The organism is Klebsiella scottii (assembly GCF_036561945.1).
GTDB lineage: Bacteria > Pseudomonadota > Gammaproteobacteria > Enterobacterales > Enterobacteriaceae > Klebsiella > Klebsiella scottii.
In genome coordinates, this window is the sequence record NZ_JARXNI010000019.1 from 502,800 (window position 1) to 526,181 (window position 23,382).

20 protein-coding genes and 1 pseudogene are annotated in these 23,382 nt (G+C 58.5%); 15 read left to right on the top strand and 6 right to left on the bottom strand.

Annotation, left to right across the window (positions count from 1 at the left end; genetic code table 11):
• Positions 1-206: 206 nt before the first annotated feature.
• The 4 genes from QFI97_RS06150 (at position 207) to QFI97_RS06165 (ending at position 4,296) form a co-directional block, all read left to right on the top strand.
• Complete coding sequence (locus QFI97_RS06150) at positions 207-1,544, top strand: PTS sugar transporter subunit IIC (RefSeq protein WP_095098910.1); 1,338 nt, start codon at positions 207-209, stop codon at positions 1,542-1,544.
• Between the two features lie 7 nt (positions 1,545-1,551).
• Positions 1,552-2,979 carry a glycoside hydrolase family 1 protein gene (locus tag QFI97_RS06155; protein WP_346430733.1) on the top strand — a complete coding sequence of 476 codons (1,428 nt, stop codon included), beginning with the start codon at positions 1,552-1,554 and terminating at the stop codon, positions 2,977-2,979.
• 67 nt (positions 2,980-3,046) lie between these two features.
• Positions 3,047-3,820, top strand: a complete 774-nt coding sequence (locus QFI97_RS06160) for a GntR family transcriptional regulator (RefSeq protein WP_041147044.1) — start codon at positions 3,047-3,049, stop codon at positions 3,818-3,820.
• Positions 3,817-4,296 carry a GNAT family N-acetyltransferase gene (locus QFI97_RS06165; protein ID WP_095098907.1) on the top strand — a complete coding sequence of 160 codons (480 nt, stop codon included), beginning with the start codon at positions 3,817-3,819 and terminating at the stop codon, positions 4,294-4,296. Before QFI97_RS06160 ends, QFI97_RS06165 begins: the two co-directional genes overlap by 4 nt.
• Here QFI97_RS06165 and galR read toward each other — a convergent pair.
• Positions 4,257-5,273 carry an HTH-type transcriptional regulator GalR gene (galR, locus tag QFI97_RS06170; RefSeq protein WP_346430734.1) on the bottom strand — a complete coding sequence of 339 codons (1,017 nt, stop codon included), beginning with the start codon at positions 5,271-5,273 and terminating at the stop codon, positions 4,257-4,259. The two genes, QFI97_RS06165 and galR, sit on opposite strands and share 40 nt — an antisense overlap.
• Before the next feature lie 781 nt (positions 5,274-6,054).
• On the opposite strand from galR, the gene aas reads away from it, so the two are divergent.
• Entirely contained in the window at positions 6,055-8,214 is a 2,160-nt protein-coding gene (aas, locus tag QFI97_RS06175) for a bifunctional acyl-ACP--phospholipid O-acyltransferase/long-chain-fatty-acid--ACP ligase (protein ID WP_095098897.1), read from the top strand.
• The gene (lplT, locus tag QFI97_RS06180; RefSeq protein ID WP_346430735.1) at positions 8,207-9,400 is read left to right on the top strand and encodes a lysophospholipid transporter LplT; all 1,194 of its coding nucleotides are present in this window, start codon (positions 8,207-8,209) and stop codon (positions 9,398-9,400) included. Before aas ends, lplT begins: the two co-directional genes overlap by 8 nt.
• Positions 9,401-9,457: 57 nt before the next feature.
• Here the strand turns inward: lplT and QFI97_RS06185 are convergent, their stop codons facing one another.
• The 5 genes and pseudogenes from QFI97_RS06185 to QFI97_RS23500 all read right to left on the bottom strand — a co-directional run.
• A complete protein-coding gene (locus QFI97_RS06185) occupies positions 9,458-10,498 on the bottom strand; it encodes an NADP(H)-dependent aldo-keto reductase (protein ID WP_095098891.1) in 1,041 nt (346 codons plus the stop codon).
• A 234-nt stretch (positions 10,499-10,732) separates the two neighbouring features.
• Positions 10,733-10,951 carry a YgdI/YgdR family lipoprotein gene (locus tag QFI97_RS06190; protein ID WP_004867116.1) on the bottom strand — a complete coding sequence of 73 codons (219 nt, stop codon included), beginning with the start codon at positions 10,949-10,951 and terminating at the stop codon, positions 10,733-10,735.
• Between the two features lie 123 nt (positions 10,952-11,074).
• Complete coding sequence (locus QFI97_RS06195; protein WP_045857424.1) at positions 11,075-11,788, bottom strand: TerC family protein; 714 nt, start codon at positions 11,786-11,788, stop codon at positions 11,075-11,077.
• Positions 11,789-11,851: 63 nt separating this feature from the next.
• Positions 11,852-12,547 carry a DNA mismatch repair endonuclease MutH gene (gene mutH / locus QFI97_RS06200; RefSeq protein ID WP_095098888.1) on the bottom strand — a complete coding sequence of 232 codons (696 nt, stop codon included), beginning with the start codon at positions 12,545-12,547 and terminating at the stop codon, positions 11,852-11,854.
• Positions 12,548-12,635: 88 nt separating this feature from the next.
• Positions 12,636-12,776, bottom strand: a pseudogene (locus QFI97_RS23500) (hypothetical protein); the annotation flags it as partial.
• Between the two features lie 453 nt (positions 12,777-13,229).
• On the opposite strand from QFI97_RS23500, the gene rppH reads away from it, so the two are divergent.
• From rppH to recC, 9 genes are all read left to right on the top strand, one after another.
• Positions 13,230-13,760 carry an RNA pyrophosphohydrolase gene (rppH, locus tag QFI97_RS06210; protein WP_095098883.1) on the top strand — a complete coding sequence of 177 codons (531 nt, stop codon included), beginning with the start codon at positions 13,230-13,232 and terminating at the stop codon, positions 13,758-13,760.
• 12 nt (positions 13,761-13,772) lie between these two features.
• Complete coding sequence (gene ptsP, locus QFI97_RS06215; RefSeq protein WP_346430736.1) at positions 13,773-16,019, top strand: phosphoenolpyruvate--protein phosphotransferase; 2,247 nt, start codon at positions 13,773-13,775, stop codon at positions 16,017-16,019.
• Between the two features lie 241 nt (positions 16,020-16,260).
• On the top strand, positions 16,261-17,136 hold the full coding sequence (gene lgt, locus QFI97_RS06220) for a prolipoprotein diacylglyceryl transferase (RefSeq protein WP_095098877.1): 876 nt from the start codon (positions 16,261-16,263) through the stop codon (positions 17,134-17,136).
• Between the two features lie 6 nt (positions 17,137-17,142).
• On the top strand, positions 17,143-17,937 hold the full coding sequence (thyA, locus tag QFI97_RS06225; protein ID WP_095098874.1) for a thymidylate synthase: 795 nt from the start codon (positions 17,143-17,145) through the stop codon (positions 17,935-17,937).
• 217 nt (positions 17,938-18,154) lie between these two features.
• Positions 18,155-18,622, top strand: coding sequence for a prepilin peptidase-dependent protein (locus QFI97_RS06230; RefSeq protein ID WP_346430737.1), 468 nt, complete (start codon positions 18,155-18,157; stop codon positions 18,620-18,622).
• On the top strand, positions 18,613-19,176 hold the full coding sequence (locus tag QFI97_RS06235) for a prepilin peptidase-dependent protein (protein ID WP_346430738.1): 564 nt from the start codon (positions 18,613-18,615) through the stop codon (positions 19,174-19,176). Before QFI97_RS06230 ends, QFI97_RS06235 begins: the two co-directional genes overlap by 10 nt.
• Positions 19,173-19,580, top strand: a complete 408-nt coding sequence (locus QFI97_RS06240; RefSeq protein WP_346430739.1) for a DUF2509 family protein — start codon at positions 19,173-19,175, stop codon at positions 19,578-19,580. The genes QFI97_RS06235 and QFI97_RS06240 overlap by 4 nt, the downstream gene beginning before the upstream one ends.
• Positions 19,565-19,888, top strand: coding sequence for a prepilin-type N-terminal cleavage/methylation domain-containing protein (locus tag QFI97_RS06245; protein ID WP_346430740.1), 324 nt, complete (start codon positions 19,565-19,567; stop codon positions 19,886-19,888). The genes QFI97_RS06240 and QFI97_RS06245 overlap by 16 nt, the downstream gene beginning before the upstream one ends.
• Positions 19,889-19,900: 12 nt before the next feature.
• Entirely contained in the window at positions 19,901-23,272 is a 3,372-nt protein-coding gene (gene recC / locus QFI97_RS06250; protein WP_346430741.1) for an exodeoxyribonuclease V subunit gamma, read from the top strand.
• The last annotated feature ends 110 nt before the right edge of the window (positions 23,273-23,382 follow it).

Below are 23,382 nucleotides of genomic sequence, written 5' to 3' on the forward strand. Positions count from 1 at the left end.
TTTTGCAGGAACTGCGCCGCGGTGAAAGCGATGTCGTCAATGTGGTATGCCAATATTTAATTTTATAAAAATCTGGAATACCAAATAGCGCATTGAGATCTTAATCACAGAAGTTTTTACCACCTCTCACTATTTTTTTGGTATGCCAAAAGGTGTTCGGCTGTACACCTGGCGCGCAAGAAGCCCTTAAACCTGAGGTATCCTTTATGGCATTGCAGGAAAAATTGATCGACTCACTGGGGAGTTTCGCCACGAAATTCAACAGCTACCGCTACATCATGGCGATAAAATCCGCCTTTATTACCCTGATGCCGGTGATCATCGTTGGCGCCTTTTCGGTGCTGATCTCAAACATGGTGCTGGACCCGAAAAACGGACTCGCCAGCTTTCAGTCGCTATCGTTTCTCGCCGCGCTCAAGCCGATTACCAGCGCTATCAACTATGCGACCCTCAACTTCCTTAATATCGGCGCGGTGTTTCTGATCGGCATCGAGCTGGGGCGCATTAACGGTATCAAGAGCCTGTTCCCCGGCCTGCTGGCGGTGATTTGCTTTATCTGCGTCACCCCAACCACCGTCGAGATGATGGTTGACGGGCAGCTGCACGTGGTCAAAGACGTGCTGCTGCGCCAGTTTTCAGATACCCGCAGCCTGTTCCTCGGCATGTTTATCGCCATTTTGTCGGTAGAGATTTACTGCTGGCTGGAGACGCGCAAGGGCCTGAAGATAAAGATGCCGGATACCGTGCCGCCGAACGTGGCGGCGTCGTTTTCGGCGCTGATCCCGGCGATTATTACCACCACCGCCATCGCCACCTTTGGCTTTATTTTCCATCAGCTAACCGGCATGTATCTGTATGACGCGGTCTACCTGGTGGTGCAGCAGCCGCTGGAGCGCGTGGTGCAAAGCCTGCCGGGGATCCTGCTGCTGATGTTCGTCGCCCAGCTGTTCTGGGTTATCGGTATTCACGGCAATCAGATGATCAAACCGATCCGCGAGCCGCTGCTGCTGGGCGCGATTACCGTCAATATGAGCGCCTTTGAGCAGGGAAAAGAGGTGCCGAACATCATCACCATGCCGTTCTGGGACGTCTATATGAGCATCGGCGGCTCGGGGCTGACCATTGGCTTGCTGATTGCGGTAATGATCGCCAGCAAGCGCAAGGAGATGAAAGAGATCGCTAAGCTATCGATTGGCCCGGGGCTGTTCAATATTAACGAACCGGTGATTTTCGGTATGCCGATCATGCTCAATCCGATCCTCGCGATCCCCTTTATCATCACGCCGCTGGTGACCGGCAGCATCGGCTACTTCGCGACGGTGGCCGGGTTTGCCGGAAAAGCGGTGGTGATGGTGCCCTGGACCACGCCGCCGCTGATTAACGCCTGGCTCTCTACCGCCGGTTCGATGGGGGCGGTGGTGACCCAGCTGGTTTGTATCATCGCCGCGGTACTGATTTACCTGCCGTTTGTGAAGATTGCCTCCCGCCGTCTGGAAACCGCGCAGCGGCAGGCGGAAAACTCACAGATTGCCAACAACGCCTGAGGATATGATGAGTACAAAAAGGATTGCGATTCCCGACGATTTTATCCTTGGCGCGGCGGCCTCCGCCTGGCAGACCGAGGGCTGGAGCGGCAAGAAAGAGGGGCAGGACTCCTGGCCCGATCTCTGGTACAAATGCGACCGCCACGTCTGGCATAACGGCTACGGCCCGGCGGTGGCCACCGATTTTATCAACCGCTTTCGCGAGGACGTCCAGCTGATGAAGCTGGCGGGCCTGACCCACTACCGCACCTCAATCAACTGGTCGCGCTTTCTGACCGATTATGAAAACGTCACGGTTGATGAGGAGTATGCGGCCTACTATGACCAGCTGTTCGACGAGCTGCTGGCTAACGGCATCGAGCCGATGATCTGCCTTGAACACTACGAGTTGCCGGGCTACCTGCTGGAGCAGTATGGCGGCTGGGCGGCAAAAAAGGTCGTCGAGCTGTTCGTCCGCTACGCGGAGAAGGTGTTCGCCCGCTATCACCAAAAGGTCACGCGCTGGTTTACCTTCAATGAACCGATTGTCGTGCAAACCCGCGTCTACCTTGACGCGCTGCGCTGGCCCTACGAGCAAAATACCGGGACCTGGATGCAGTGGAACCACCACAAGGTGCTGGCGACGGCGAAGGTGGTCAGGCTGTTTCGCGACAAGGGCTATCGCGGAACGGTAGGCTGCATTCTGAACCCGGAAGTGACCTACCCGCGCTCAGCGGCGGCTCACGACGTGCGCGCCGCCGAAGTTTACGATCTGTTCTATAACCGCATCTTCCTCGACCCGCTGGTCCACGGCGAATACCCGCCAGCGCTATTTGCGCTGCTGGCGCAGCACGACGTCGCCTGGGACTACAGCGCCGAAGAGCTGGCGATTATCCGCGACAATACCGTGGATGAGCTGGGCATTAACCTCTACTACCCGCACCGGGTCAAGGCGCCGTCGCGCGCCTGGCACCCGCAGACGCCGTTCCATCCGGCCTGGTATTACGAACCCTTCGAGCTGCCCGGGCGGCGAATGAACGCCTCCCGCGGCTGGGAAATCTATCCGCGTATCGTTTTTGATATGGCGATGCGGATTAAAAATGATTACCGCAATATTCCGTGGTTTATCGCCGAAAGCGGTATGGGCGTTGAAAACGAAGGGCAGTTTCGCAACGGCGAAGGCACGATTGTCGATGAGTACCGCATTCGCTTTATCAGCGAGCATCTCTGGCAAACGCTGCTCGCACGGGAGGCGGGAGCCAACTGTCACGGCTACATGCTGTGGGCGTTTACCGACAACGTGTCGCCGATGAACGCCTTTAAAAATCGCTACGGGCTGATTGAAATCGATCTGCAGAACGACCGGGCGCGGCGGCCGAAGGCTTCCGCCAGCTGGTTTCGCACGCTGCGCGAAAGCCGCGAGCTGACGCTGGATATCGACGATGAGTTGCGCTAGCCCGGCGTAAATTTTGCTAAGATAGCGCCGATATGGATTCACTCGCAGACAAGGCACAGGTGATATTGTGGAGAAGGCTATCATTCCGCCGGAAAAGAAACCCTACCAGGAAATTGGCGATGATTTACGCGCCCAGATTGCGCAGGGGCGTTACCCCATCGGGTCGCGACTGCCGCCGGAACGCAATATTGCTGAAACCTACGGCGTCAGCCGCACCATCGTCCGCGAAGCCCTGCTGATGCTGGAGCTGCAGGGCACGGTCGATATTCGCCAGGGCTCGGGAGTTTACGTGATGCGTATCCCCCACGAGGATGATAGCGAGGAAGAGCAGATGCTGAGCAGCGACGTCGGTCCGTTTGAGATTCTGCAGGCCCGCCAGCTGCTGGAGAGCAACATTGCCGCCTTTGCGGCAAAAATGGCGACGCGTGCCGATATCGACAACCTTAAGCGCATTATCGAGCAGGAGCAGCGGGCGATTGCCGGCAACGACGCCTCCCAGGATAACGCGCGGATGTTTCACCTGGTGCTGGCCGGGGCGACGCAAAACCAGATGCTGCTGGCAACGGTTGAGCGTATCTGGCTGCAGATGGACAGCAGCCCGCTCTGGCAGCAGTTTAACGCGCATATCGCCAGCCGCGCCTATCGCCTGAAGTGGCTCGGTGAACGGCAGGCGATTCTCGCCGCGCTGCGCCGTCGCGACGTGATGGGCGCCTGGCAGGCGATGTGGCAGCACCTGGAAAATGTTAAAAACAGCCTGCTGGAGCTGTCGGACGAAGACGCGCCGGACTTCGACGGCTACCTGTTTGAGTCGGTGCCGATTTTTCAGGGAAAGCCGGTATGACCATCCTGCCTCTTTACGCCGCGCCGCAGCACGCGCCGCAGGTCGCGGAGTGGCTGTGGCAGGCCTTTGGCGGCGAGACGCTGCCGCGGGCGTTTTTTGCCAGCATCGTCGCCCACAGCCAGACGCCGGGGGCGCTGCCGCTGACCTTTATTGCCGTTGAGGGCGAGCTTCTGCTGGGAACGGTGGGGCTCTGGCGCTGCGATCTGATCAGCCGCCAGGACCTGTTTCCGTGGATGGCGGCGCTGTACGTTGCCGAAGAGGCGCGCGGGCAGGGGCTGGCGGGGAAACTGCAGCAGCATGTTATTGATTATGCCCGCCGGAGCGGCTATCCGCAGCTGCATCTCTACTCCGCCTGCCGGGATTTTTATGAGCGCTTCGGCTGGCGCTATATCGGCGAAGGCCTCGATTATCCGGCCACCGCCGTGCACCTCTACCGCTACGACCTGTCGCTCTCTAATGGGGCGATCACCGAGTGACGGCGAACCAGCGTCGGGCTGAACAGGTGGGTGATTTCCGGCGGCGGGAGTCTGTCCGCCAGCGCTAGCGCCAGTTCGGCCGCCTGGGTCGCCATGGTGACAATCGGGTAGCGCACCGTGGTCAGCCGCGGGCGAACGTAGCGGGATATCAAAACATCATCAAAGCCAATCAGCGAAATCTCGCGCGGTACGTCGATGCCGTTATCGTTCAGCACCCCCATCGCGCCTGCGGCCATCGAGTCGTTGTAGCAGGCGACGGCGGTGAAATTCCTGCCGCGTCCCAGCAGTTCGGTCATCGCCTGTTCGCCGCCGCTTTCATCCGGCTCGGCAAACGTCACCAGCCGATCGTTAATGGCAATACCGCTCTCTTTGAGCGCGTCGTAATAGCCCTGCAGACGATCTTCGGCATCCGAAATCGCATGGTTGGAGCACAGATAGCCGATGCGGGTATGGCCCTGCTGGATCAGATGCCGGGTCGCCAGCCACGCGCCGTAGCGGTCGTCCAGGGCCACGCAGCGCTGCTCAAAGCCGGACAATATGCGGTTGATAAGCACCATGCCGGGAATTTGCTTCATCAGCCCGGCAAGCTCGTCATCGGGGATCATTTTAGCGTGTACCACCAGCGCCGCGCAGCGGTGGCGGATAAGCTGTTCAATCGCCTGGCGCTCTTTTTGGATGCTGTGGTAGCCGTTGCCAATCAGCAAAAAGTTGCCGGTATTGTAGGCGACCTGCTCGACGGCTTTGACCATGGCGCCGAAAAAGGGGTCGGATACGTCGCCCACCACCAGGCCTACGGTTTCCGTTGACTGCTGCGCCAGCGCGCGGGCGTTCGCGTTCGGGTGGTAATTCAGCGTTTCCATCGCCGCGGTGACCGACTGACGGGAAGCCTCGCTGGCTTTCGGGGAGTTGTTGATCACGCGGGATACGGTAGCGACGGACACTCCAGCGAGTCGGGCTACATCCTTAATTGTCGCCATACCAGACCTTTTATAGGGTAAGCGTTTACATTGAGGTTATGTTACGGGAAAGCTCGGCAGATTCAAGGATAAGGGCTAACGGGTTAACGCAAATGTGATGCAGGTTTGCCTTGCTGATGACAAAGTTACACACAGCCGGCGCGGTGAATGAAACGGCGAGCGGTAAATTCACACCTTTGGTTACACTTTGCGATTAGCTGTTGCGAATGTTCGCTGGTTTCTCCGTTCACTGCATTGATATTCTTGTTATCCCAGAGGTATTGATAGGTGGAGTCGACTTCACGTTGACCACTCTAATTACACCAGCCTGCGCAGATGCGCAGGTTTTTTTTGCCCGTCGTAACGCCCCGTGCCGTTCACCCGCAGCGGAAATCATCAGGATGCGCGCACCAACCCCGAACGGAACCTTCCTCCGAACACAGAGAAAGAAAACGTCCTCACCCAAACCAGCCTGAACACAAAAAAACCGCCAAAATCCTCGCACCGTTTTTGCCTGCTATCCGCCGCTGTTACAGTTAGCGAAAATGGTAATAACTGGTTGCACTTAGGCTTATTCCCTTGCGTTTTAACGCTGGTGTCGCGGGGCTAAAAAACCTGACAATCAGGGTCCCAGAGGTATTGATAGGTGAGTTTGTTAAGTACGCATTTCGTACTGATTATCTTGCACCGGCCTGCGCAGATGCGCAGGTTTTTTTTATCCTGAAAATTCTCCCCCACACTGCTTTCAAGCGCCTTCTCGTGTAACCTGCAATGACTTAATAACCGGTCAAATGGAGTTGTTATGCTTTTGGCATTTTTCAGGCTGCTGTTCAAAGGAATGTACCGGGTCAGGCTGACCGGTGACACGCAGGCTCTGCAAGGCAAAAAAGTCCTGATTACCCCGAACCACGTCTCTTTCCTTGACGGGGTCCTGCTGGCGCTGTTTCTTCCCGTTCGCCCGGTCTTTGCGGTGTACTCTTCCATCAGCCAGCGCTGGTTTATGCGCGCGCTGTCGCCGATTATCGACTTTGTCCCGCTTGACCCGACAAAACCGATGTCGATTAAACACCTCGTGCGCCTGATTGAGCAGGGGCGGCCGGTGGTTATCTTCCCGGAGGGACGCATCTCGGTGAGCGGATCGCTCATGAAAATCTATGATGGGGCCGCGTTCGTTGCCGCGAAGTCGCAGGCCACCATTATTCCGCTGCGTATCGAAGGCGCCGAGCTGACCCCGTTCAGCCGCCTGAAAGGGCTGGTCAGACGCCGCCTGTTCCCGCGTATCCGGCTGCACCTGCTGCCGCCAACGCATCTGCCGATGCCGGAAGCGCCGCGGGCCCGCGATCGCCGCAAAATTGCCGGCGAAATGCTGCATCAGATAATGATGGAAGCGCGGATGGCGGTACGTCCGCGGGAAACGCTGTATGAATCTCTGCTGGCGGCGCAGGACCGTTTCGGCGCGCGGAAAAACTGCGTGGAAGATATTAACTTCCAGCCGGATACCTATCGCAAGCTGTTGACCAAAACGCTGTTTGTCGCACGTATTCTGGAAAAATACAGCGCTCAGGGCGAAAAAATCGGCCTGATGCTGCCGAACGCCGGGATCAGCGCGGCGGTGATTTTTGGCGCGATTGCGCGCGGGCGTATTCCGGCGATGATGAACTATACCGCCGGGGTAAAAGGCCTGAGCAGCGCGATTACCGCCGCTGAAATCAAAACCGTGTTCACCTCCCGCACCTTCCTCGATAAGGGCAAGCTCTGGCACCTGCCGGAGCAGCTGACCCAGGTGCGCTGGGTATTTCTGGAGGATTTAAAAGGCGAGGTGACCAGCGCCGATAAGCTGTGGATCTTCAGCCATCTGCTGATGCCGAAGCTGGCGCAGGTCAGGCAGCAGCCGGAAGATGCGGCAATCATTCTCTTCACCTCCGGTTCGGAAGGCCACCCCAAAGGCGTGGTGCATAGCCACAAGAGCATTCTTGCCAACGTCGAGCAGATTAAAACCATCGCCGATTTTACCGCCAACGACCGCTTTATGTCGGCGCTGCCGCTGTTCCACTCCTTTGGCCTGACGGTTGGCCTGTTCACGCCGCTGTTTACCGGAGCGGAAGTGTTTCTCTATCCCAGCCCGCTGCACTACCGCGTGGTGCCGGAGCTGGTATATGACCGCAACTGTACGGTGCTGTTCGGCACCTCAACTTTCCTCGGGAACTATGCCCGCTTCGCCAATCCCTACGATTTTTATCGTCTGCGCTACGTGGTGGCCGGGGCGGAAAAACTTCAGGACAGCACTAAACAGCTGTGGCAGGACAAGTTTGGCCTGCGCATCCTCGAAGGTTATGGCGTAACCGAGTGCGCGCCGGTGGTGTCGATTAACGTCCCGATGGCGGCGAAGGTGGGCACCGTTGGCCGGATACTGCCGGGAATGGACGCGCGGCTGCTGGCGATGCCGGGCATTGAACAGGGCGGTCGCCTGCAGCTTAAAGGGCCGAACATTATGAACGGCTATCTGCGGGTGGAAAATCCGGGCGTGCTGGAAGCGCCGGAGGCGGAAAACCAGCATGGCGAAATGGAGAGCGGCTGGTATGACACCGGGGATATCGTCGTCTTCGACGAGCAGGGATATGTTCGTATTCAGGGGCGCGCGAAGCGCTTTGCTAAAATTGCCGGTGAGATGGTGTCGCTGGAGATGGTCGAGCAGATGGCGCTGGCGGTCTCTCCTGACAGGATGCACGGTACGGCCATCAGGCAGGATGCCAGCAAAGGCGAGGCCTTAGTGCTCTTCACCACCGATAATGAACTGAATCGTGAAAAGCTGCTGCGCTACGCTCGTGAACACGGCGTGCCGGAGCTGGCGGTTCCGCGCGACATTCGCTGGCTGAAGCAGCTCCCGGTTCTGGGCAGCGGCAAGCCGGACTTTGTCACCCTTAAAAGTATGGTTGAAGAGACGGAACATTCTGATGAGTGAGTCAGTACACACTAACAATTCGCTGTACTCGAAGGGGATGGTGGCGGTCATCTGCGCCCAGTTTTTGTCGGCATTTGGCGATAACGCGCTGCTGTTTGCGACCCTCGCGCTGATGAAGCAGCAGCTCTACCCTGACTGGAGCCAGCCGGTGATGCAGATGCTGTTTGTGGGCGCTTACATTCTCTTTGCGCCGTTTGTCGGGCAGTTTGCCGACAGCTTCGCCAAGGGACGGGTGATGATGGTCGCCAACGGCATGAAGCTGGTTGGCGCCGGCTGTATCTGCTTCGGCGTGAACCCGTTTCTCGGCTACACCCTGGTCGGCATCGGCGCGGCCGCCTATTCCCCGGCGAAATACGGCATCCTGGGCGAGCTGACCACCGGCGATAAGCTGGTGAAAGCCAATGGCCTGATGGAGTCCTCGACCATCGCGGCGATTCTGCTGGGCTCGATGGCGGGGGGCATCCTTGCGGACTGGCACGTTCTGGCGGCGCTGGCCCTCTGCGCGCTGGTTTACGGCGCAGCGGTGGTGGCGAACCTGTGGATCCCGAAACTGCCCGCGGCCCGTCCGGGACAATCATGGCGCTTTACGCCGATGACCCACAGCTTCTTCAGCGCCTGTAAAACGCTGTGGCGCAACGGGGAGACCCGCTTTTCGCTGGTGGGAACCAGCCTGTTCTGGGGGGCCGGCGTAACGCTGCGCTTCCTGCTGGTGCTGTGGGTACCCGTGGCGCTTGGGATCGCCAGCAACGCCATGCCCACCTACCTTAATGCGATGGTCGCGGTGGGGATTGTGCTGGGCGCGGGTGCGGCGGCGAAGCTGGTGACGCTGCAGACGGTCTCCCGCTGCATGCCTGCCGGGATTCTGATTGGTATCGCGGTGATCTTTTTTACCCTTCAGCATGCGCTTCTGCCGGCGTTTGGCCTGCTGCTGCTGCTCGGCGTGTTCGGCGGCTTCTTTATCGTGCCGCTTAACGCGCTGCTGCAGGAGCGCGGCAGGCATACCGTCGGCGCGGGCAACGCGATAGCGGTACAAAACCTCGGCGAAAACGTCGCCATGCTGCTGATGCTGGGGCTCTATTCGCTGGCGGTCAAGGCGGGTATTCCGGTCGTTGGCGTCGGGGTTGGTTTTGGTGCGGTGTTCGCGCTGGCCATCGCCGCCCTGTGGCTCTGGGGACGGCGGCGCTAGAAAGTCTTGCACTTACCGGGCTACGACGGTGCGGCTGCCGTAGCCCGGATAAGCCGTTTACGGCGCCGGATAGGTATAAATCCGGTGCACCGCTTCAATCTCCGCCAGAACCTCCTCGCTGAGCTCAAGATGCAGGCTTTCGACGTTGGTCTTCAGCTGATCCAGCGAAGTGGCGCCGAGCAGAGTGCTGGCGACAAACGGCTGACGGCGCACGAAGGCCAGCGCCATTTGTGCCGGATCGAGGTTATGCCGTTTTGCGATATCGACATATGCCGCGACCGCCAGCTGTGTCTGCTCGCCGCTGTAGCGCGTAAAGCGGCTGAACAGGGTGTTGCGCGCCCCGGCCGGCTTCGCGCCGTTGAGATACTTCCCGGTCAGCGTACCGAATGCCAGGCAGGAGTAGGCCAGCAGCTCTACGCCTTCATACTGGCTTACCTCCGACAGCGCAACCTCATAGCTGCGGTTCACCAGGCTATACGGGTTCTGGATAGTGACAATACGCGGCAGGTCGTGCTTATCCGCGAGGTGCAGGTAGCGCATCACGCCAAACGCCGTCTCGTTGGAAACGCCGATATAGCGGATTTTGCCGGCGCGCTGGAATTCGGTTAGCGCTTCCAGGGTATCCAGCAGGGTGACCACCGGCGCGGAGTCGGTCCAGGTGTAGCCCAGCTTGCCGAAGCAGTTGGTCGGGCGCTGCGGCCAGTGAACCTGGTAAAGATCGAGATAATCGGTCTGCAGGCGCTTCAGGCTATCGTGCAGAGCGTCGCGGATATTTTTGCGATCCAGAACGTGATTCGGACGGATGCTGCTGTCGTTGTTACGCGCAGGGCCGCTGACTTTGGAGGCGATAACCAGCTTTTCGCGGCTGCCGTGTTTCGCCAGCCAGTTGCCGACGTAGGTTTCCGTCAGCCCCTGAGTTTCCGGGCGCGGCGGGACAGGATACATTTCAGCGACATCAATCAGGTTGATACCCTGGCTGACAGCGTAGTCGAGCTGTTGGTGAGCGTCGGCCTCGCTATTCTGTTCACCAAAAGTCATAGTGCCCAGCCCCAGCGTGCTGATTTCGAGAGAACTGTGTGGGATACGGTGATACTGCATAGCCGGCTTCCTTTTTTATCGACAAGGTCAGGCTTTCCCCGACAAAGGAGTATCAAAATGGCAGAGGGGAAGAAAAAGAGGAAGTAAAAAGATCAAAAAAGCCGGGCTGGTGGGGTCCGCAGGCTGCTGTCGCGGACGTATCAGGTTTACCCGACTCTTTTCTCAACACCGAGGCTGGTTGCAGAGGGCGCGTTGCCAGGCGATTGCCGGCAAGCGGCGAGCCGCCGCAATCTTTTAGCGCTTAATAATTTGTGAAACGTCGTCACGATTGATCTGCATTTTATTGCCCTGCTGATCTTCGTAGCTGATAAGACCGGTATCGTCGTCAACCGCCGGCTTACCGTCGGTCAAAATCATGCGCCCGTCTTTTGTCGCCATAACGTAATCGCTGCTGCAACCGGAAACCGAGAAGGCCAGTCCTACGGCGGAAATCAACACTGCCCATTTTTTCATCGTTAACACCTCTATAATGGTCGCACCTCACACCAGTGTATTAATAGCCTGATTTGTGAGACATAAAAAGCAGTAAAGTCTTAAAAAAGATTGCAGCCCAGGTTTGGGCTGCATTTTTGCGGGTTACAGCGGATTTTTTTTATTACGCAGCAGGTTGAGGCTTTCGACGGCAATCGAGAAGAACATCGCGAAGTAGATGTAGCCTTTCGGGATATGGATACCGAAGCTTTCGAGCATCAGGGTAAAGCCAACCAGAATCAAAAACGCCAGCGCCAGCATTTTCACCGACGGGTGGCGGTCAACAAAGTCGCCAATCGAGCGGGCGGCAAACATCATCACCAGCACCGCGATAACCACCGCGGCCATCATGATGAACAGATGGTCCGAGAGCCCAACGGCGGTGATCACCGAATCGAGGCTGAAAATGATATCCAGCAGCATAATCTGCACAATTGCGCCCATAAAAGAGTGGACGTTGGTCTTCGGCCCTTCCTCTTCCCCCTCGATCGATTCGTGGATCTCTTTACTGGCTTTCCAGATCAGGAACAGGCCGCCGAGCAGCAGGATCAGATCGCGGAAGGAGACGTCGTGGCCGAACGCGCTAAACAGCGGATTGGTCAGCTTAACGACCCAGGCGATAGAGGCCAGCAGCCCAAGACGCATGAGCATTGCGCCCATTAACCCGATGCGTCGCGCGTGGGCGCGCTGGGCGGTGGGTAGTTTGGCAACAACCAGAGAGAGAAAAATAATATTGTCGATCCCGAGTACGATTTCCAGCAACGTCAGCGTACCCAGCGCCAGCCAGGCGTTAGGATCGGTTATCCATGCAAATAACATTGTTCAAAGTCCTGCAAAAAAGAAAGTAGCAATTATATGCAACCCGGCAGGCAGAACAAAAAATTAATCGTGGCTGAGCAGAAAATGGCGAGCCAGCAGGGCGGCGGTGAAGTTTTTCTTCAGGTAGAAACCGCGCGGCAGGGTGAGGATCGGTTCGCCGTGTGCGCCGATAGCCTCGGTTAAGGCTTTACTGTTGGCGGCTTTCGGGCGCAGCTGCAGCACTTCGCCGTGGCGGGCGGTAATGCGTTCGACCTGACCCAGCACGATCAGATCCATTAACTCTTCCCAGTCCATTCGCAGCTGCCGATCCTCTTCTTCGTTGGGGGTCCAAAGCAGCGGCGCCCCGACCCGACGCTGCGCGAGCGGGATCGCGCGATCGCCCTCTACCGGCACCCACAGTACGCGCTTGAGCTTATGGCGGACGTGGCTGCTCTCCCAGGTGACTCCGCTGTTGCCGGTGAGCGGAGCGACGCAGACAAAGGTGGTTTCCAGCGGCCGCCCCTGGGCGTCCACGGGGATCGTTTTCAGCTCGACGCCCAGCGCGGCGAAATCCTGCTCGGGTTTACTCCCGGCGCTGGCGCCTAGCCAAATCTCCAGCAGGATGCCCGTCCATCCTTTATCGCGCTTCAGATCGCGCGGAATCGGAATACCCGCCAGCGCGGCTAGCTCACCCAGCGAATAGCCCGCCAGCCGCTGGGCCTGGGCTAAAAGCTGCTGCTGGGTTTGCGGCGGTGCAAGCAGGGGCGAGAGGGTGGGCATAAGATGAAACCTCTGGTTAAAAAATAAGCGCTATTTTTGTGCGTTGTGGATAGAGTTTACCTTTTCCTGGGTAAGTATGACAATTTGATGATTCATATGACTTTTTTTTGTCTTTTTTGCCGAGAAAAAAATTACCGCGGCGGGTTTTCCAGAACTGGTCACTGGCAATGAACAGGATCTTACACCATGTTATCCACAGAAAAGTGGGATAACTGGGGAAAAGCGTCACTACTGTTTCCATTTACAGCCTTGACGTGCGACGAAAATCGAATTTTTAGACAAAATATGTCCGATGAGCTCGCGTAATCTGTGGATAAAACCGACATTGTTCGATCTTTCATCAGTTCCGGGATCGCATGTGTGATGATCATCACGTTATGCTGTAATTTATGAAAATAATGCATTCTAACTTAATGAATATAATGCCATTATTAAATATGGCTATGGGTAAGCGTTTAGGACTACTCCGGGTTTTCCCTGGGTAATTCCATACTTCTTCACAACTCTATCCACAGAAAAAGTGAATAAAATGGCGCTGTGATGGCTAACGCTGTTTATAACTCTGCTGATAACTGTGAGTTATTCAAATGTTATTCGTGAGCCGTGTGACAACAGAGTGGTTTACCGTTTCCGGCGAGTGTGAAACAATCGTTCACATTGAAGATTATTTTGAGGTAGTCCGGTGATTGATGACGATGGCTACCGCCCAAATGTCGGTATTGTAATCTGTAATCGCCAGGGCCAGGTTATGTGGGCCAGGCGCTATGGTCAGCACTCGTGGCAGTTCCCGCAAGGGGGCATTAATCCAGGAGAATCAGCCGAGCAGGCAATGTATCGGGAATTGTTTGAAGAGGTTGGGCTAAGTCGTAAAGATGTCCGCATTCTGGCCTCTACCCGTAACTGGTTGCGTTACAAATTGCCTAAACGTTTGGTGCGTTGGGACACGAAGCCGGTTTGTATCGGCCAGAAACAGAAGTGGTTTCTTCTGCAGTTGATCGGCAGCGATACGGAAGTCAATATGCAAACCAGCAGCACGCCTGAGTTCGACGGCTGGCGCTGGGTAAGCTACTGGTATCCGGTTCGTCAGGTGGTATCGTTTAAGCGCGACGTTTACCGCCGGGTGATGAAAGAGTTCGCCAGCGTCACGATGTCGCTGGCCGAAACGGCACCTAAGCCGCAAAGCGCGCCTGCATATCGACGTAAAAGAGGTTAAGCCACGCACATTATGCTCACTCGGTTACGAGAAATCGTCGAGAAGGTCGCGAGTGCCCCGCGTTTAAACGAGGCGCTGGATATCCTGGTTACGGATATCTGCAAAGCGATGGAAACGGAAGTCTGCTCGGTTTATCTGGCCGATCACGACCGACGCTGCTACTACCTGATGGCGACTCGCGGGCTGAAAAAACCTCGCGGTCGCACCGTTGCGCTCGCTTTTGACGAAGGCCTTGTGGGTCTTGTCGGGCGCCTTGCGGAGCCCATCAACCTTGCCGATGCGCAAAAACACCCTAGCTTTAAATATATTCCGGCCGTAAAAGAGGACCGCTTCCGCGCTTTTCTTGGCGTCCCGATTATCCAGCGCCGTCAGCTGCTGGGCGTGCTGGTGGTGCAGCAGCGCGAGCTGCGTCAGTTTGACGAAAGCGAGGAGTCCTTCCTCGTTACCCTGGCGACGCAGATGGCCGCCATTCTCTCCCAGTCGCAGCTGACCGCGCTATTTGGCCAGTATCGCCAGACGCGAATCCGCGCGCTGCCCGCCTCATCGGGGGTGGCAATCGCCGAAGGCTGGATGGACGTCAGCCTGCCGCAGATGGAGCAGGTGTACGAAGCCTCAACGCTGGACACGGCTTCCGAGCGCGAGCGTCTCACCGGAGCGCTGGAAGAGGCGGCCAGCGAGTTTCGTCGCTACAGTAAGCGCTACGCCGCCGGGGCGCAAAAAGAGACATCGGCTATCTTCGACCTCTATTCACACCTGCTCTCCGACGCGCGCCTGCGTCGCGAACTCTTTGCGGAAGTAGACAAAGGGGCCGTCGCCGAATGGGCGGTGAAAAAAATTATCGAGAAATTCGCTGAGCAGTTTGCGGCGCTCAGCGACGGCTATCTTAAAGAACGGGCCGGCGATCTGCGCACGCTGGGCCAGCGGCTGCTGTTTCATCTTGACGATACGACTCAGGGGCCAAACACCTGGCCGGAACGTATCGTCCTGGTCGCCGACGAGCTCTCGGCGACGACGCTGGCGGAAGTCCCCCAGGACAGGCTGGTAGGCGTTGTCGTACGCGATGGAGCGGCCAACTCGCATGCTGCCATCATGGTGCGCGCGCTGGGGATCCCGACGGTTATGGGGGCCGACATTCAGCCTTCATTGCTTCATGGGCATACCCTGGTCGTGGACGGCTACCGCGGCGAGCTGCTGGTCGACCCGGAACCGGCGCTGCTGAAAGAGTATCAGCGCCTGATCAGCGAAGAGAACGAACTCAGCCGCCTGGCGGAAGATGACCTTGAGCGCGCCTCTGAGCTGAAAAGCGGTGAGCGGGTAAAGGTCATGCTGAACGCCGGCCTGAGCCTCGGTCATGAAGAGAAGCTCGGCGGCTTTATTGACGGTATCGGCCTGTACCGCACCGAAATCCCCTTTATGTTGCAGAGCGGCTTTCCGTCGGAAGAGGAGCAGGTCGCCCAGTATCAGGGCATGCTGCAGATGTTTAACGAGAAGCCGGTTACGCTGCGTACCCTCGACATCGGCGCGGATAAGCAGCTGCCGTATATGCCGATCAGCGAAGAGAATCCGTGCCTCGGCTGGCGCGGGATCCGCATTACGCTCGATCAGCCGGAGATCTTCCTGATTCAGGTGCGGGCGATGCTGCGCGCGAATGCCGCCACCGGCAACCTCAGCATTTTGCTGCCGATGGTCACCAGCCTCGATGAGGTTGATGAAGCGCGCCGTCTGATCGATCGCGCCAGCCGCGAAGTTGAAGAGATGATTGGCTACGCCATTCCGCGCCCGCGCATCGGCGTGATGCTGGAGGTGCCATCGATGGTCTTCATGCTGGCGCAGCTGGCCAGCCGCGTTGATTTTATCTCCGTCGGCACCAATGACCTGACGCAGTACATCCTCGCCGTCGATCGCAACAATACCCGGGTGGCGAATATGTACGACAGCCTGCATCCTGCGGTGCTGCGGGCGCTGGCGATGATTGCCCGCGACGCCGAACGTTTCGGCATCGACCTGCGGCTTTGCGGTGAAATGGCCGGAGATCCGATGTGCGTCACCATTCTGATTGGCCTTGGCTATCGCCACCTGTCGATGAACGGCCGGTCGGTGGCAAGGGTCAAATACCTGCTGCGCCGCATTGATATCGAAGAGGCTCAGGAGCTTTCCCGGCGTAGCCTGGAGGCGCAGATGACGACGGAAGTTCGCCATCAGGTGGCGGCCTTTATGGAGCGTCGAGGATTGGGCGGCCTGATTCGCGGCGGTCGATAGTTCTGATGAGGCGTTTGCGCCGCTCTCCGGGTATTCCCGGCCCGGACGGGCGTATCGCGCCGGCCGCAGGGAAATTTTCCGGCGCTTATTCGCATTCGTATACATATCTTTTACACGCCCGGCGCGGATCGCGCCTGGCGCTTATGCTATCATTCGCAACCTTTGGAGCGCCCGTTTTCTGCGAGTGCGCAAGATCACCGCTGTCCACTTTCGGCGGAATAACAAGTCTTTATGGTGACAGATGAATAGTGGCTACCTGCATTTTCCGGAGTTTGATCCGGTAATATTTTCCGTTGGGCCAGTCGCCCTTCACTGGTACGGCATGATGTACCTGGTCGGGTTTGTTTTTGCGATGTGGTTAGCCACCCGTCGGGCCAATCGTCCGGGCAGCGGCTGGACTAAAAACGAAGTTGAAAACCTGCTCTATGCCGGGTTCCTCGGGGTCTTCCTCGGCGGGCGTATCGGCTACGTCCTGTTCTACAACCTGCCGGTGTTTTTGCAGGATCCGCTCTATCTGTTCCGCGTCTGGGACGGCGGTATGTCGTTCCACGGCGGTCTGATCGGGGTGATTCTGGTGATGATCATTTTCGCCAAACGCACTAAGCGCACCTTCTTCCAGGTTGCTGATTTTATTGCGCCTCTGATCCCGTTTGGCCTCGGCGCCGGTCGTCTGGGCAACTTCATTAACGGTGAGCTGTGGGGCCGCGTCGATCCGAGCTTCCACTACACGATGATCTTCCCCGGCTCGCGGGCGGAAGACATGGCGCTGCTGCCTTCGCATCCGGAATGGCAATCGCTGTTCGACACCTACGGAGCCCTGCCGCGACACGCCTCGCAGCTGTACGAGCTGGCGCTGGAAGGTATCGTGCTGTTCCTGATCCTGAACCTGTTTATCCGTAAACCGCGCCCGACCGGCTCAGTCTCAGGCCTGTTCCTGATCGGCTACGGTCTGTTCCGTATTATCGTTGAATTCTTCCGCCAGCCGGATCAGCAGTTCACCGGCGAATGGGTCCAGTACATCAGCATGGGGCAGATTCTTTCGATTCCAATGGTGCTTGCGGGTATCATTATGATGGTCTGGGCGTACCGTCGTCCTCCGCAGCAACAAACTTCTTGAGGAACCATGAAACAGTATCTTGATTTGATGCAGAAAGTGCTCGCCGAGGGCACGCAAAAAAATGACCGCACCGGTACCGGCACGATTTCGATTTTCGGCCATCAGATGCGTTTTAACCTGCAGGAGGGATTCCCGCTGGTGACGACCAAGCGCTGTCATTTACGCTCCATCATCCATGAACTGCTGTGGTTCCTGCAGGGTGACACCAACGTTGCGTATCTGCACGAAAACAACGTCACCATCTGGGATGAATGGGCGGATGAAAATGGCGATCTGGGGCCGGTATACGGCAAACAGTGGCGCTCCTGGCCTGCGCCGGACGGCCGCCATATCGACCAGATTAGCACCGTGATGGAACAGCTGAAAAACGACCCGGACTCGCGCCGGATCATCGTTTCGGCGTGGAACGTCGGCGAGCTGGATAAAATGGCGCTGGCGCCGTGCCACGCGTTCTTCCAGTTCTACGTCGCGGACGGCAAGCTCTCCTGTCAGCTCTATCAGCGCTCCTGCGACGTGTTCCTCGGCCTGCCGTTCAACATCGCCAGCTACGCGCTGCTGGTGCATATGGTGGCGCAGCAGTGCGATCTGGAAGTGGGTGATTTTGTCTGGACCGGCGGGGATACTCACCTCTACAGCAACCACCTTGAGCAGACCGATCTGCAGCTGAGCCGCGAGCCGCGTCCGCTGCCGAAGCTGGTGATCAAGCGCAAACCGGCATCGATTTTTGACTACCGTTTTGAAGACTTTGATATCGAAGGCTACGATCCGCATCCGGGCATTAAAGCGCCGGTGGCGATTTAATTCCGCAGCTATCTCGCGATAAGCAAAGCCGGCGCCCGCCGCGCCCATGCCAGTCAGCTAAGCCGCTGACTGGCATTTTTTTTGCCTTATCCGCTTTTGCTCGCCCGCTTCCTGATTTTCTGCAACTCCCTGTAAATCTCCCGATACTCTTCGACGCGCTACGCTAATGGCTGATCTGCCCCTCGCGCCGGGGCCGGGTCATCCCCATACTCGCCCTATGAACAGACAACGTGGCTATACCCTTATTGAAACCCTGGTGACGCTGGCGCTGGTGATGATTCTCGGCGCCAGCGGGATGTTCGGCTGGAATAGCTGGCAGCAGCAGCAGCGCCTGTGGCAAACCGCCGTTCAGGTCCGCGACTATCTGGTGCTGCTGCGCGATGACGCCAACTGGCACAACCGCGATCGGCTGCTGAGCGTTGGGCAGGCGGAGCTGGGCTGGTGCCTGAGCGCCGCTGATACCCCGGCCGACTGCGCGGCGCAGGGGCCCTTTACGCTGCGCCCGCAGTGGCCAGAAGTCTCGCTGGCTAACATCACGCCGGGCCTGGGCTTTTACGGCCTGCGCAACAGCGCCTGGGCCGGGCATATCCGTCTGCAAAGCGCCGGCGATGGCTGGAATATCATTGTCTCTAACTGGGGACGTATCCGCCTTTGTCGTGGGATGGAGACGGCATCATGTCTGTAGACGCGCGAGGGTTCTCGCTGCCAGAGACGCTGATTGCGATGGCCATTGGCTCCGTTTTGCTGCTCGGAACCGCGCGCTTTCTGCCCGCGCTGCAGCGGCAGGTGCTGAAGCAGACGCAGCAGCAGGCCCTCGATAACGAGCTCTGGCAGCGGCTGTACGCGGTCGCGAAGCACCTGCAGCGCGCCGGCTACTGTCGCGGCAGCTGCGTTGGGCAGCCGCTGCAGATTGCCGGCAGCGGCGATTGCGTTATTGTCCGCTGGGACAGCGCGAGCGACGGCGTCTGGAATACCTCGCCGGAGGCGATGTCCGATGCCACGGGGTTTCGGTTACGCAATGGCGCGCTCGAAACGCGGCGCGGCGCGACCAGCTGCGGCGAGCAAGGCTGGGATCGCATGACCAACCCCAGCGCCATCGAGGTGACCCGCTTTCAGGTTAAGCGCCACAATATTACCGGCTTCGCTCCGGAGCTTAGCATCATGCTGGCCGCGCGCTCGACGCTGGATCACCGCATCACGGCGCAGGCGGAATACAGCGTGACGGGGTATAACCTGTGAACCGTCAGCGCGGGCTCTCTTCGCTGCTGATGGTGCTGCTCCTGCTGGCGCTCGGCAGCCTGCTGCTGCAGGGGCTGAACCAGCAGCAGCGCTCGCTGCTGGCGCAAACCGCCGGCGAAACCCGGGCGCTGCGCGATACCGCTGGCGCGCACTCCGCCCTGCAGTGGGGGAAAACGCTAACCTGGTCAGCGCAGGAGGCGCAGGCGTGTCGACGGTCGGGCGCCGAAGGCTGGCACGTCTGTCTGCGGGTATTTAGCGATGCGTCGGCGCTGCTGATCGCCGCCAGCGGCCGCGTGCTGCTGTGGCACTCTGGCCGGGTTGAGCAGGGAAGCGTGCGCTTCTCACCCCACGGCTGGAGCGATTTTTGCCCGTTGAAGGAGCCGAATTTATGTCAGATCCCCTGACCCGCCAGCAGGGCTTCAGCCTGCCGGAAACGATCCTCGCAATGGCGCTGCTGGTGATGGTGATTACTGCGCTAGGCGGCTACCAGCGCGGGCTGGCCGGCGGCTTTACTCAGCTAAACCAGTATCGCCAGCTGTGGCGCGATGCGTGGCGCTATGCTCAGCTTGAAGCACAGGAATCCCCGGCAAGCGGGAGCATTACCCGCTTGCAGACATCGACAGCAAGATGTGTCAGCATCACGGTAACGATCACCATGCCGCTGGAAAAGCGGGTACAGATGACCCGGCTGCATTGTCCGGTCAGCCAGTAGTCAGGAGCGAATATGTTAAGGGTGTACCACTCAAACCGTCTGGATGTCCTTGAAGCGCTGATGGAGTTTATCGTCGAGCGCCAGCGGCTGGACGACCCTTTCAAGCCGGAAATGGTGCTGGTGCAAAGTACCGGGATGGCGCAATGGCTGCAGATGACGCTGGCAAAACGCTTCGGCATTGCCGCCAACATCGACTTTCCTCTCCCGGCGAGCTTTATCTGGGATATGTTTGTGCGCGTGCTGTCCGATATCCCCGGTGAAAGCGCTTTTAGCAAACAGAGCATGAGCTGGAAGCTGATGACCCTGCTGCCGCAGAGGCTGGATGACGAAGCCTTCGCCCTGCTGCGCCACTACCTCAGCGACGACAGCGACAAGCGTAAGCTATTCCAGCTGGCCGCCAGGGTGGCGGATCTCTACGACCAGTATCTGGTCTATCGCCCGGAATGGCTGATGCGCTGGGAAGCCGATGAACGCGTTGACGGCCTTGGAGACGCCCAGCAGTGGCAGGCGCCGCTGTGGAAGGCGTTAGTCGAACATACCGCCGAGCTGGGACAGCCGCTGTGGCATCGCGCCAACCTGTACCAGCGCTTTATCAGCACGCTTGAGGCCGCGGATGAGCCGCCGGCCGGGCTGCCGTCGCGGGTCTTTATTTGCGGCATTTCGGCGCTGCCGCCGGTCTACCTGCAGGCGCTGCAGGCTCTCGGAAAACACGTTGATGTATACGTTCTTTTCACCAACCCGTGCCGCTACTACTGGGGCGATATTAAAGATTCGGCGTTTCTGGCAAAGCTGATGTCGCGCCAGCGCCGCCACCATCGCGAGCCGCGAGAGCTACCGCTATTTCGCGATGCAGAGCAGGCACCCGGCCTGTTTAACGACGACGGTGAACAGGATATCGGTAACCCGCTGCTGGCCTCATGGGGCAAGCTGGGGCGGGACTACATCTATCTGCTGGCCGGGCTGGAGCGTTACGAAGAGCTGGATGCATTTGTGGATATCGCTCCGGATAACCTGCTGCATAACCTGCAGTCTGACATCCTTGAGCTGCGCAATATGGCGGTGGCGGGGCGTACGGCGCAAGAGTTTGCTCATAGCCGCAGCAAGCGCCTGCTCGCTCCCAACGACCGCAGTCTGAGCATTCACGTTTGCCATAGCCCGCAGCGCGAAGTAGAAGTGCTGCACGACCGGCTGCTGGCGATGCTGGAGGAGGATCCCGACCTTACGCCGCGCGATATTATCGTGATGGTGGCGGATATCGACAGCTACAGCCCCTATATACAAGCGGTGTTCGGTGCCGCCAGCGGCGAGCGCTGGCTGCCGTGGGCCATCTCGGACCGCCGGGCCCGCGAATCGCATCCGGCGCTGCAGGCGTTCATCACGCTTCTTTCCCTGCCCGACAGCCGCTTTGCCAGCGAAGACGTGCTGGCTCTGTTGGATGTCCCGGTGCTGGCGGCGCGTTTTAATATCGACGAAGAAGGGCTGCGCTACCTGCGTCAGTGGGTGAACGAATCCGGCGTGCGCTGGGGCATGGATGACGATAACGTGCGCGAGCTGGATCTCCCCGCCACCGGGCAGCACACCTGGCGCTTTGGCCTCACGCGTATGCTGCTGGGCTACGCGATGGACAGCAGCCAGGGAGAGTGGCAGTCGGTCCTGCCGTACGACGAGTCCAGCGGGCTGATTGCCGAACTGGTGGGCAACCTGGCGTCGCTGCTGATGCAGCTCAACCTCTGGCGTCGGGAGCTCGCGGTTGAACGTCCGCTGGCGGAATGGCTGCCGCTGTGCCGGGGCCTGCTGGACGACTTTTTCCTGCCCGACAGCGAAACGGAAGCCGCGCTGGCGCTGATTGAACAGCAGTGGCAGGCGGTGATTGGCGAAGGCGCGCAGGCGCAGTATGCGCAGACGGTGCCGCTCTCTTTACTGCGCGATGAGCTGTCTCAGCGCCTCGATCAGCAGCGTATCAGCCAGCGTTTCCTGGCCGGCCCGGTCAATATCTGTACCCTGATGCCAATGCGCTCTATCCCGTTCAAAGTCGTTTGTCTGCTGGGGATGAATGACGGCGTTTACCCCCGCGCCCTGGCGCCGCTAGGCTTTGACTTAATGAGCCAGAAGCCGCAGCGCGGCGACCGCAGCCGCCGCGATGATGACCGCTACCTGTTCCTCGAAGCGCTGATGTCGGCCGAGCAGAAGCTCTATATCAGCTATATCGGCCGCTCAATCCAGGATAATAGCGAACGCTACCCGTCGGTGCTGGTACAGGAGCTGGCGGATTATATCGGCCAGAGCCACTGCCTGGCGGGCGATGAGGAACTGGACTGTGACGCCAGCGAGCGGCGGGTCAAAGCGCATATTACCCATCTGCATAGCCGCATGCCCTTCGATACGGCCAACTTCCGCGACGATGAAGAGCAAAGCTACGCCCGGGAATGGCTGGCTGCCGCCAGCCAGCAGGGGGAGGCGCACGGCGACTTTATCCAGCCGCTTCCGGCGGCGGAAATCGACACTCTGCCGTTTGAACAGCTGCTGCGCTTCTGGCAGCATCCGGTTCGCGCCTTCTTTCAGCAGCGGCTGCGGGTAAATTTCCGCTCAGAAGAGAGCGAGATTCCGGACGACGAACCGTTCACCCTCGAAGGGCTGAGCCGCTACCAGCTCAATCAGCAGCTGCTGAATACGCTGATTGAACAGCAGGATGCCTCGGTGATGTACCGCCGCTTCCGCGCGGCGGGCGAATTACCCTACGGAGCCTTCGGCGAACTGGCCTGGGAGACCCAGCGCCAGGAGATGCAGAACCTCGCGGAACGGGTGGTGGCCAGCCGCCAGCCGGGGCAAAGCATGGAAATCGATCTGCAATGTAACGGTGTCAACATTACGGGGTGGCTGCAGCAGGTACAATCTGACGGCCTGCTGCGCTGGCGGCCTTCGCTGCTCAGCGTGGCGCAGGGAATGCAACTTTGGCTGGAGCACCTTGTCTACTGTGCTGGCGGCGGCTCCGGCACCAGCCGTCTGCTGGTGCGTAAAGAGGGCGAATGGCGTTTCCCGCCGCTGGCGCAGGAGCAGGCGAAGGCATATCTTGATGAGCTGGTTGCCGGCTATTTACAGGGCATGTCAAAGCCGCTGCTGCTGCTGCCTGAAAGCGCGGGGGCATGGCTAAAAGCCTGTTATGACGCCGAAAAGGATGTCATGTTATTGGACGACGAGACGCAGCAAAAAGCGCGCAGCAAGTTTCTGCAGGCGTATGAAGGCAATATGGTGATTAGCGGTGAGGGTAGCGATGTCTGGTACCAGCGCCTGTGGCGCACCCTTGAGCCTGCTTACTATGACGAAATTATTGCTCAGGCGCAGCGTTATCTGTTGCCGGTATTTCGTTTCCATCAGTCCGAATAAAATTGTCATAGTATAAAAATTGCGCAGATGACGGCTCTTCAATTATCATGCGCAACGAATCACGGACTGATGTTTTTTATCAACGCTGGCTCTGCGCAGCGAAAAGTTTG

What these genes read in the sequence shown, in the direction of transcription:
- QFI97_RS06150 (WP_095098910.1), top strand. Translation starts at nt 207, where the DNA reads ATGGCATTGCAGGAAAAATTGATCGACTCACTGGGGAGTTTCGCCACG.
- QFI97_RS06155 (WP_346430733.1), top strand. Translation starts at nt 1,552, where the DNA reads ATGAGTACAAAAAGGATTGCGATTCCCGACGATTTTATCCTTGGCGCG.
- QFI97_RS06165 (WP_095098907.1), top strand. Translation starts at nt 3,817, where the DNA reads ATGACCATCCTGCCTCTTTACGCCGCGCCGCAGCACGCGCCGCAGGTC.
- galR (WP_346430734.1), bottom strand. Translation starts at nt 5,273, where the DNA reads ATGGCGACAATTAAGGATGTAGCCCGACTCGCTGGAGTGTCCGTCGCT.
- aas (WP_095098897.1), top strand. Translation starts at nt 6,055, where the DNA reads ATGCTTTTGGCATTTTTCAGGCTGCTGTTCAAAGGAATGTACCGGGTC.
- lplT (WP_346430735.1), top strand. Translation starts at nt 8,207, where the DNA reads ATGAGTGAGTCAGTACACACTAACAATTCGCTGTACTCGAAGGGGATG.
- QFI97_RS06185 (WP_095098891.1), bottom strand. Translation starts at nt 10,498, where the DNA reads ATGCAGTATCACCGTATCCCACACAGTTCTCTCGAAATCAGCACGCTG.
- QFI97_RS06190 (WP_004867116.1), bottom strand. Translation starts at nt 10,951, where the DNA reads ATGAAAAAATGGGCAGTGTTGATTTCCGCCGTAGGACTGGCCTTCTCG.
- QFI97_RS06195 (WP_045857424.1), bottom strand. Translation starts at nt 11,788, where the DNA reads ATGTTATTTGCATGGATAACCGATCCTAACGCCTGGCTGGCGCTGGGT.
- mutH (WP_095098888.1), bottom strand. Translation starts at nt 12,547, where the DNA reads ATGCCCACCCTCTCGCCCCTGCTTGCACCGCCGCAAACCCAGCAGCAG.
- ptsP (WP_346430736.1), top strand. Translation starts at nt 13,773, where the DNA reads ATGCTCACTCGGTTACGAGAAATCGTCGAGAAGGTCGCGAGTGCCCCG.
- lgt (WP_095098877.1), top strand. Translation starts at nt 16,261, where the DNA reads ATGAATAGTGGCTACCTGCATTTTCCGGAGTTTGATCCGGTAATATTT.
- thyA (WP_095098874.1), top strand. Translation starts at nt 17,143, where the DNA reads ATGAAACAGTATCTTGATTTGATGCAGAAAGTGCTCGCCGAGGGCACG.
- QFI97_RS06230 (WP_346430737.1), top strand. Translation starts at nt 18,155, where the DNA reads ATGAACAGACAACGTGGCTATACCCTTATTGAAACCCTGGTGACGCTG.
- QFI97_RS06235 (WP_346430738.1), top strand. Translation starts at nt 18,613, where the DNA reads ATGTCTGTAGACGCGCGAGGGTTCTCGCTGCCAGAGACGCTGATTGCG.
- QFI97_RS06245 (WP_346430740.1), top strand. Translation starts at nt 19,565, where the DNA reads ATGTCAGATCCCCTGACCCGCCAGCAGGGCTTCAGCCTGCCGGAAACG.
- recC (WP_346430741.1), top strand. Translation starts at nt 19,901, where the DNA reads ATGTTAAGGGTGTACCACTCAAACCGTCTGGATGTCCTTGAAGCGCTG.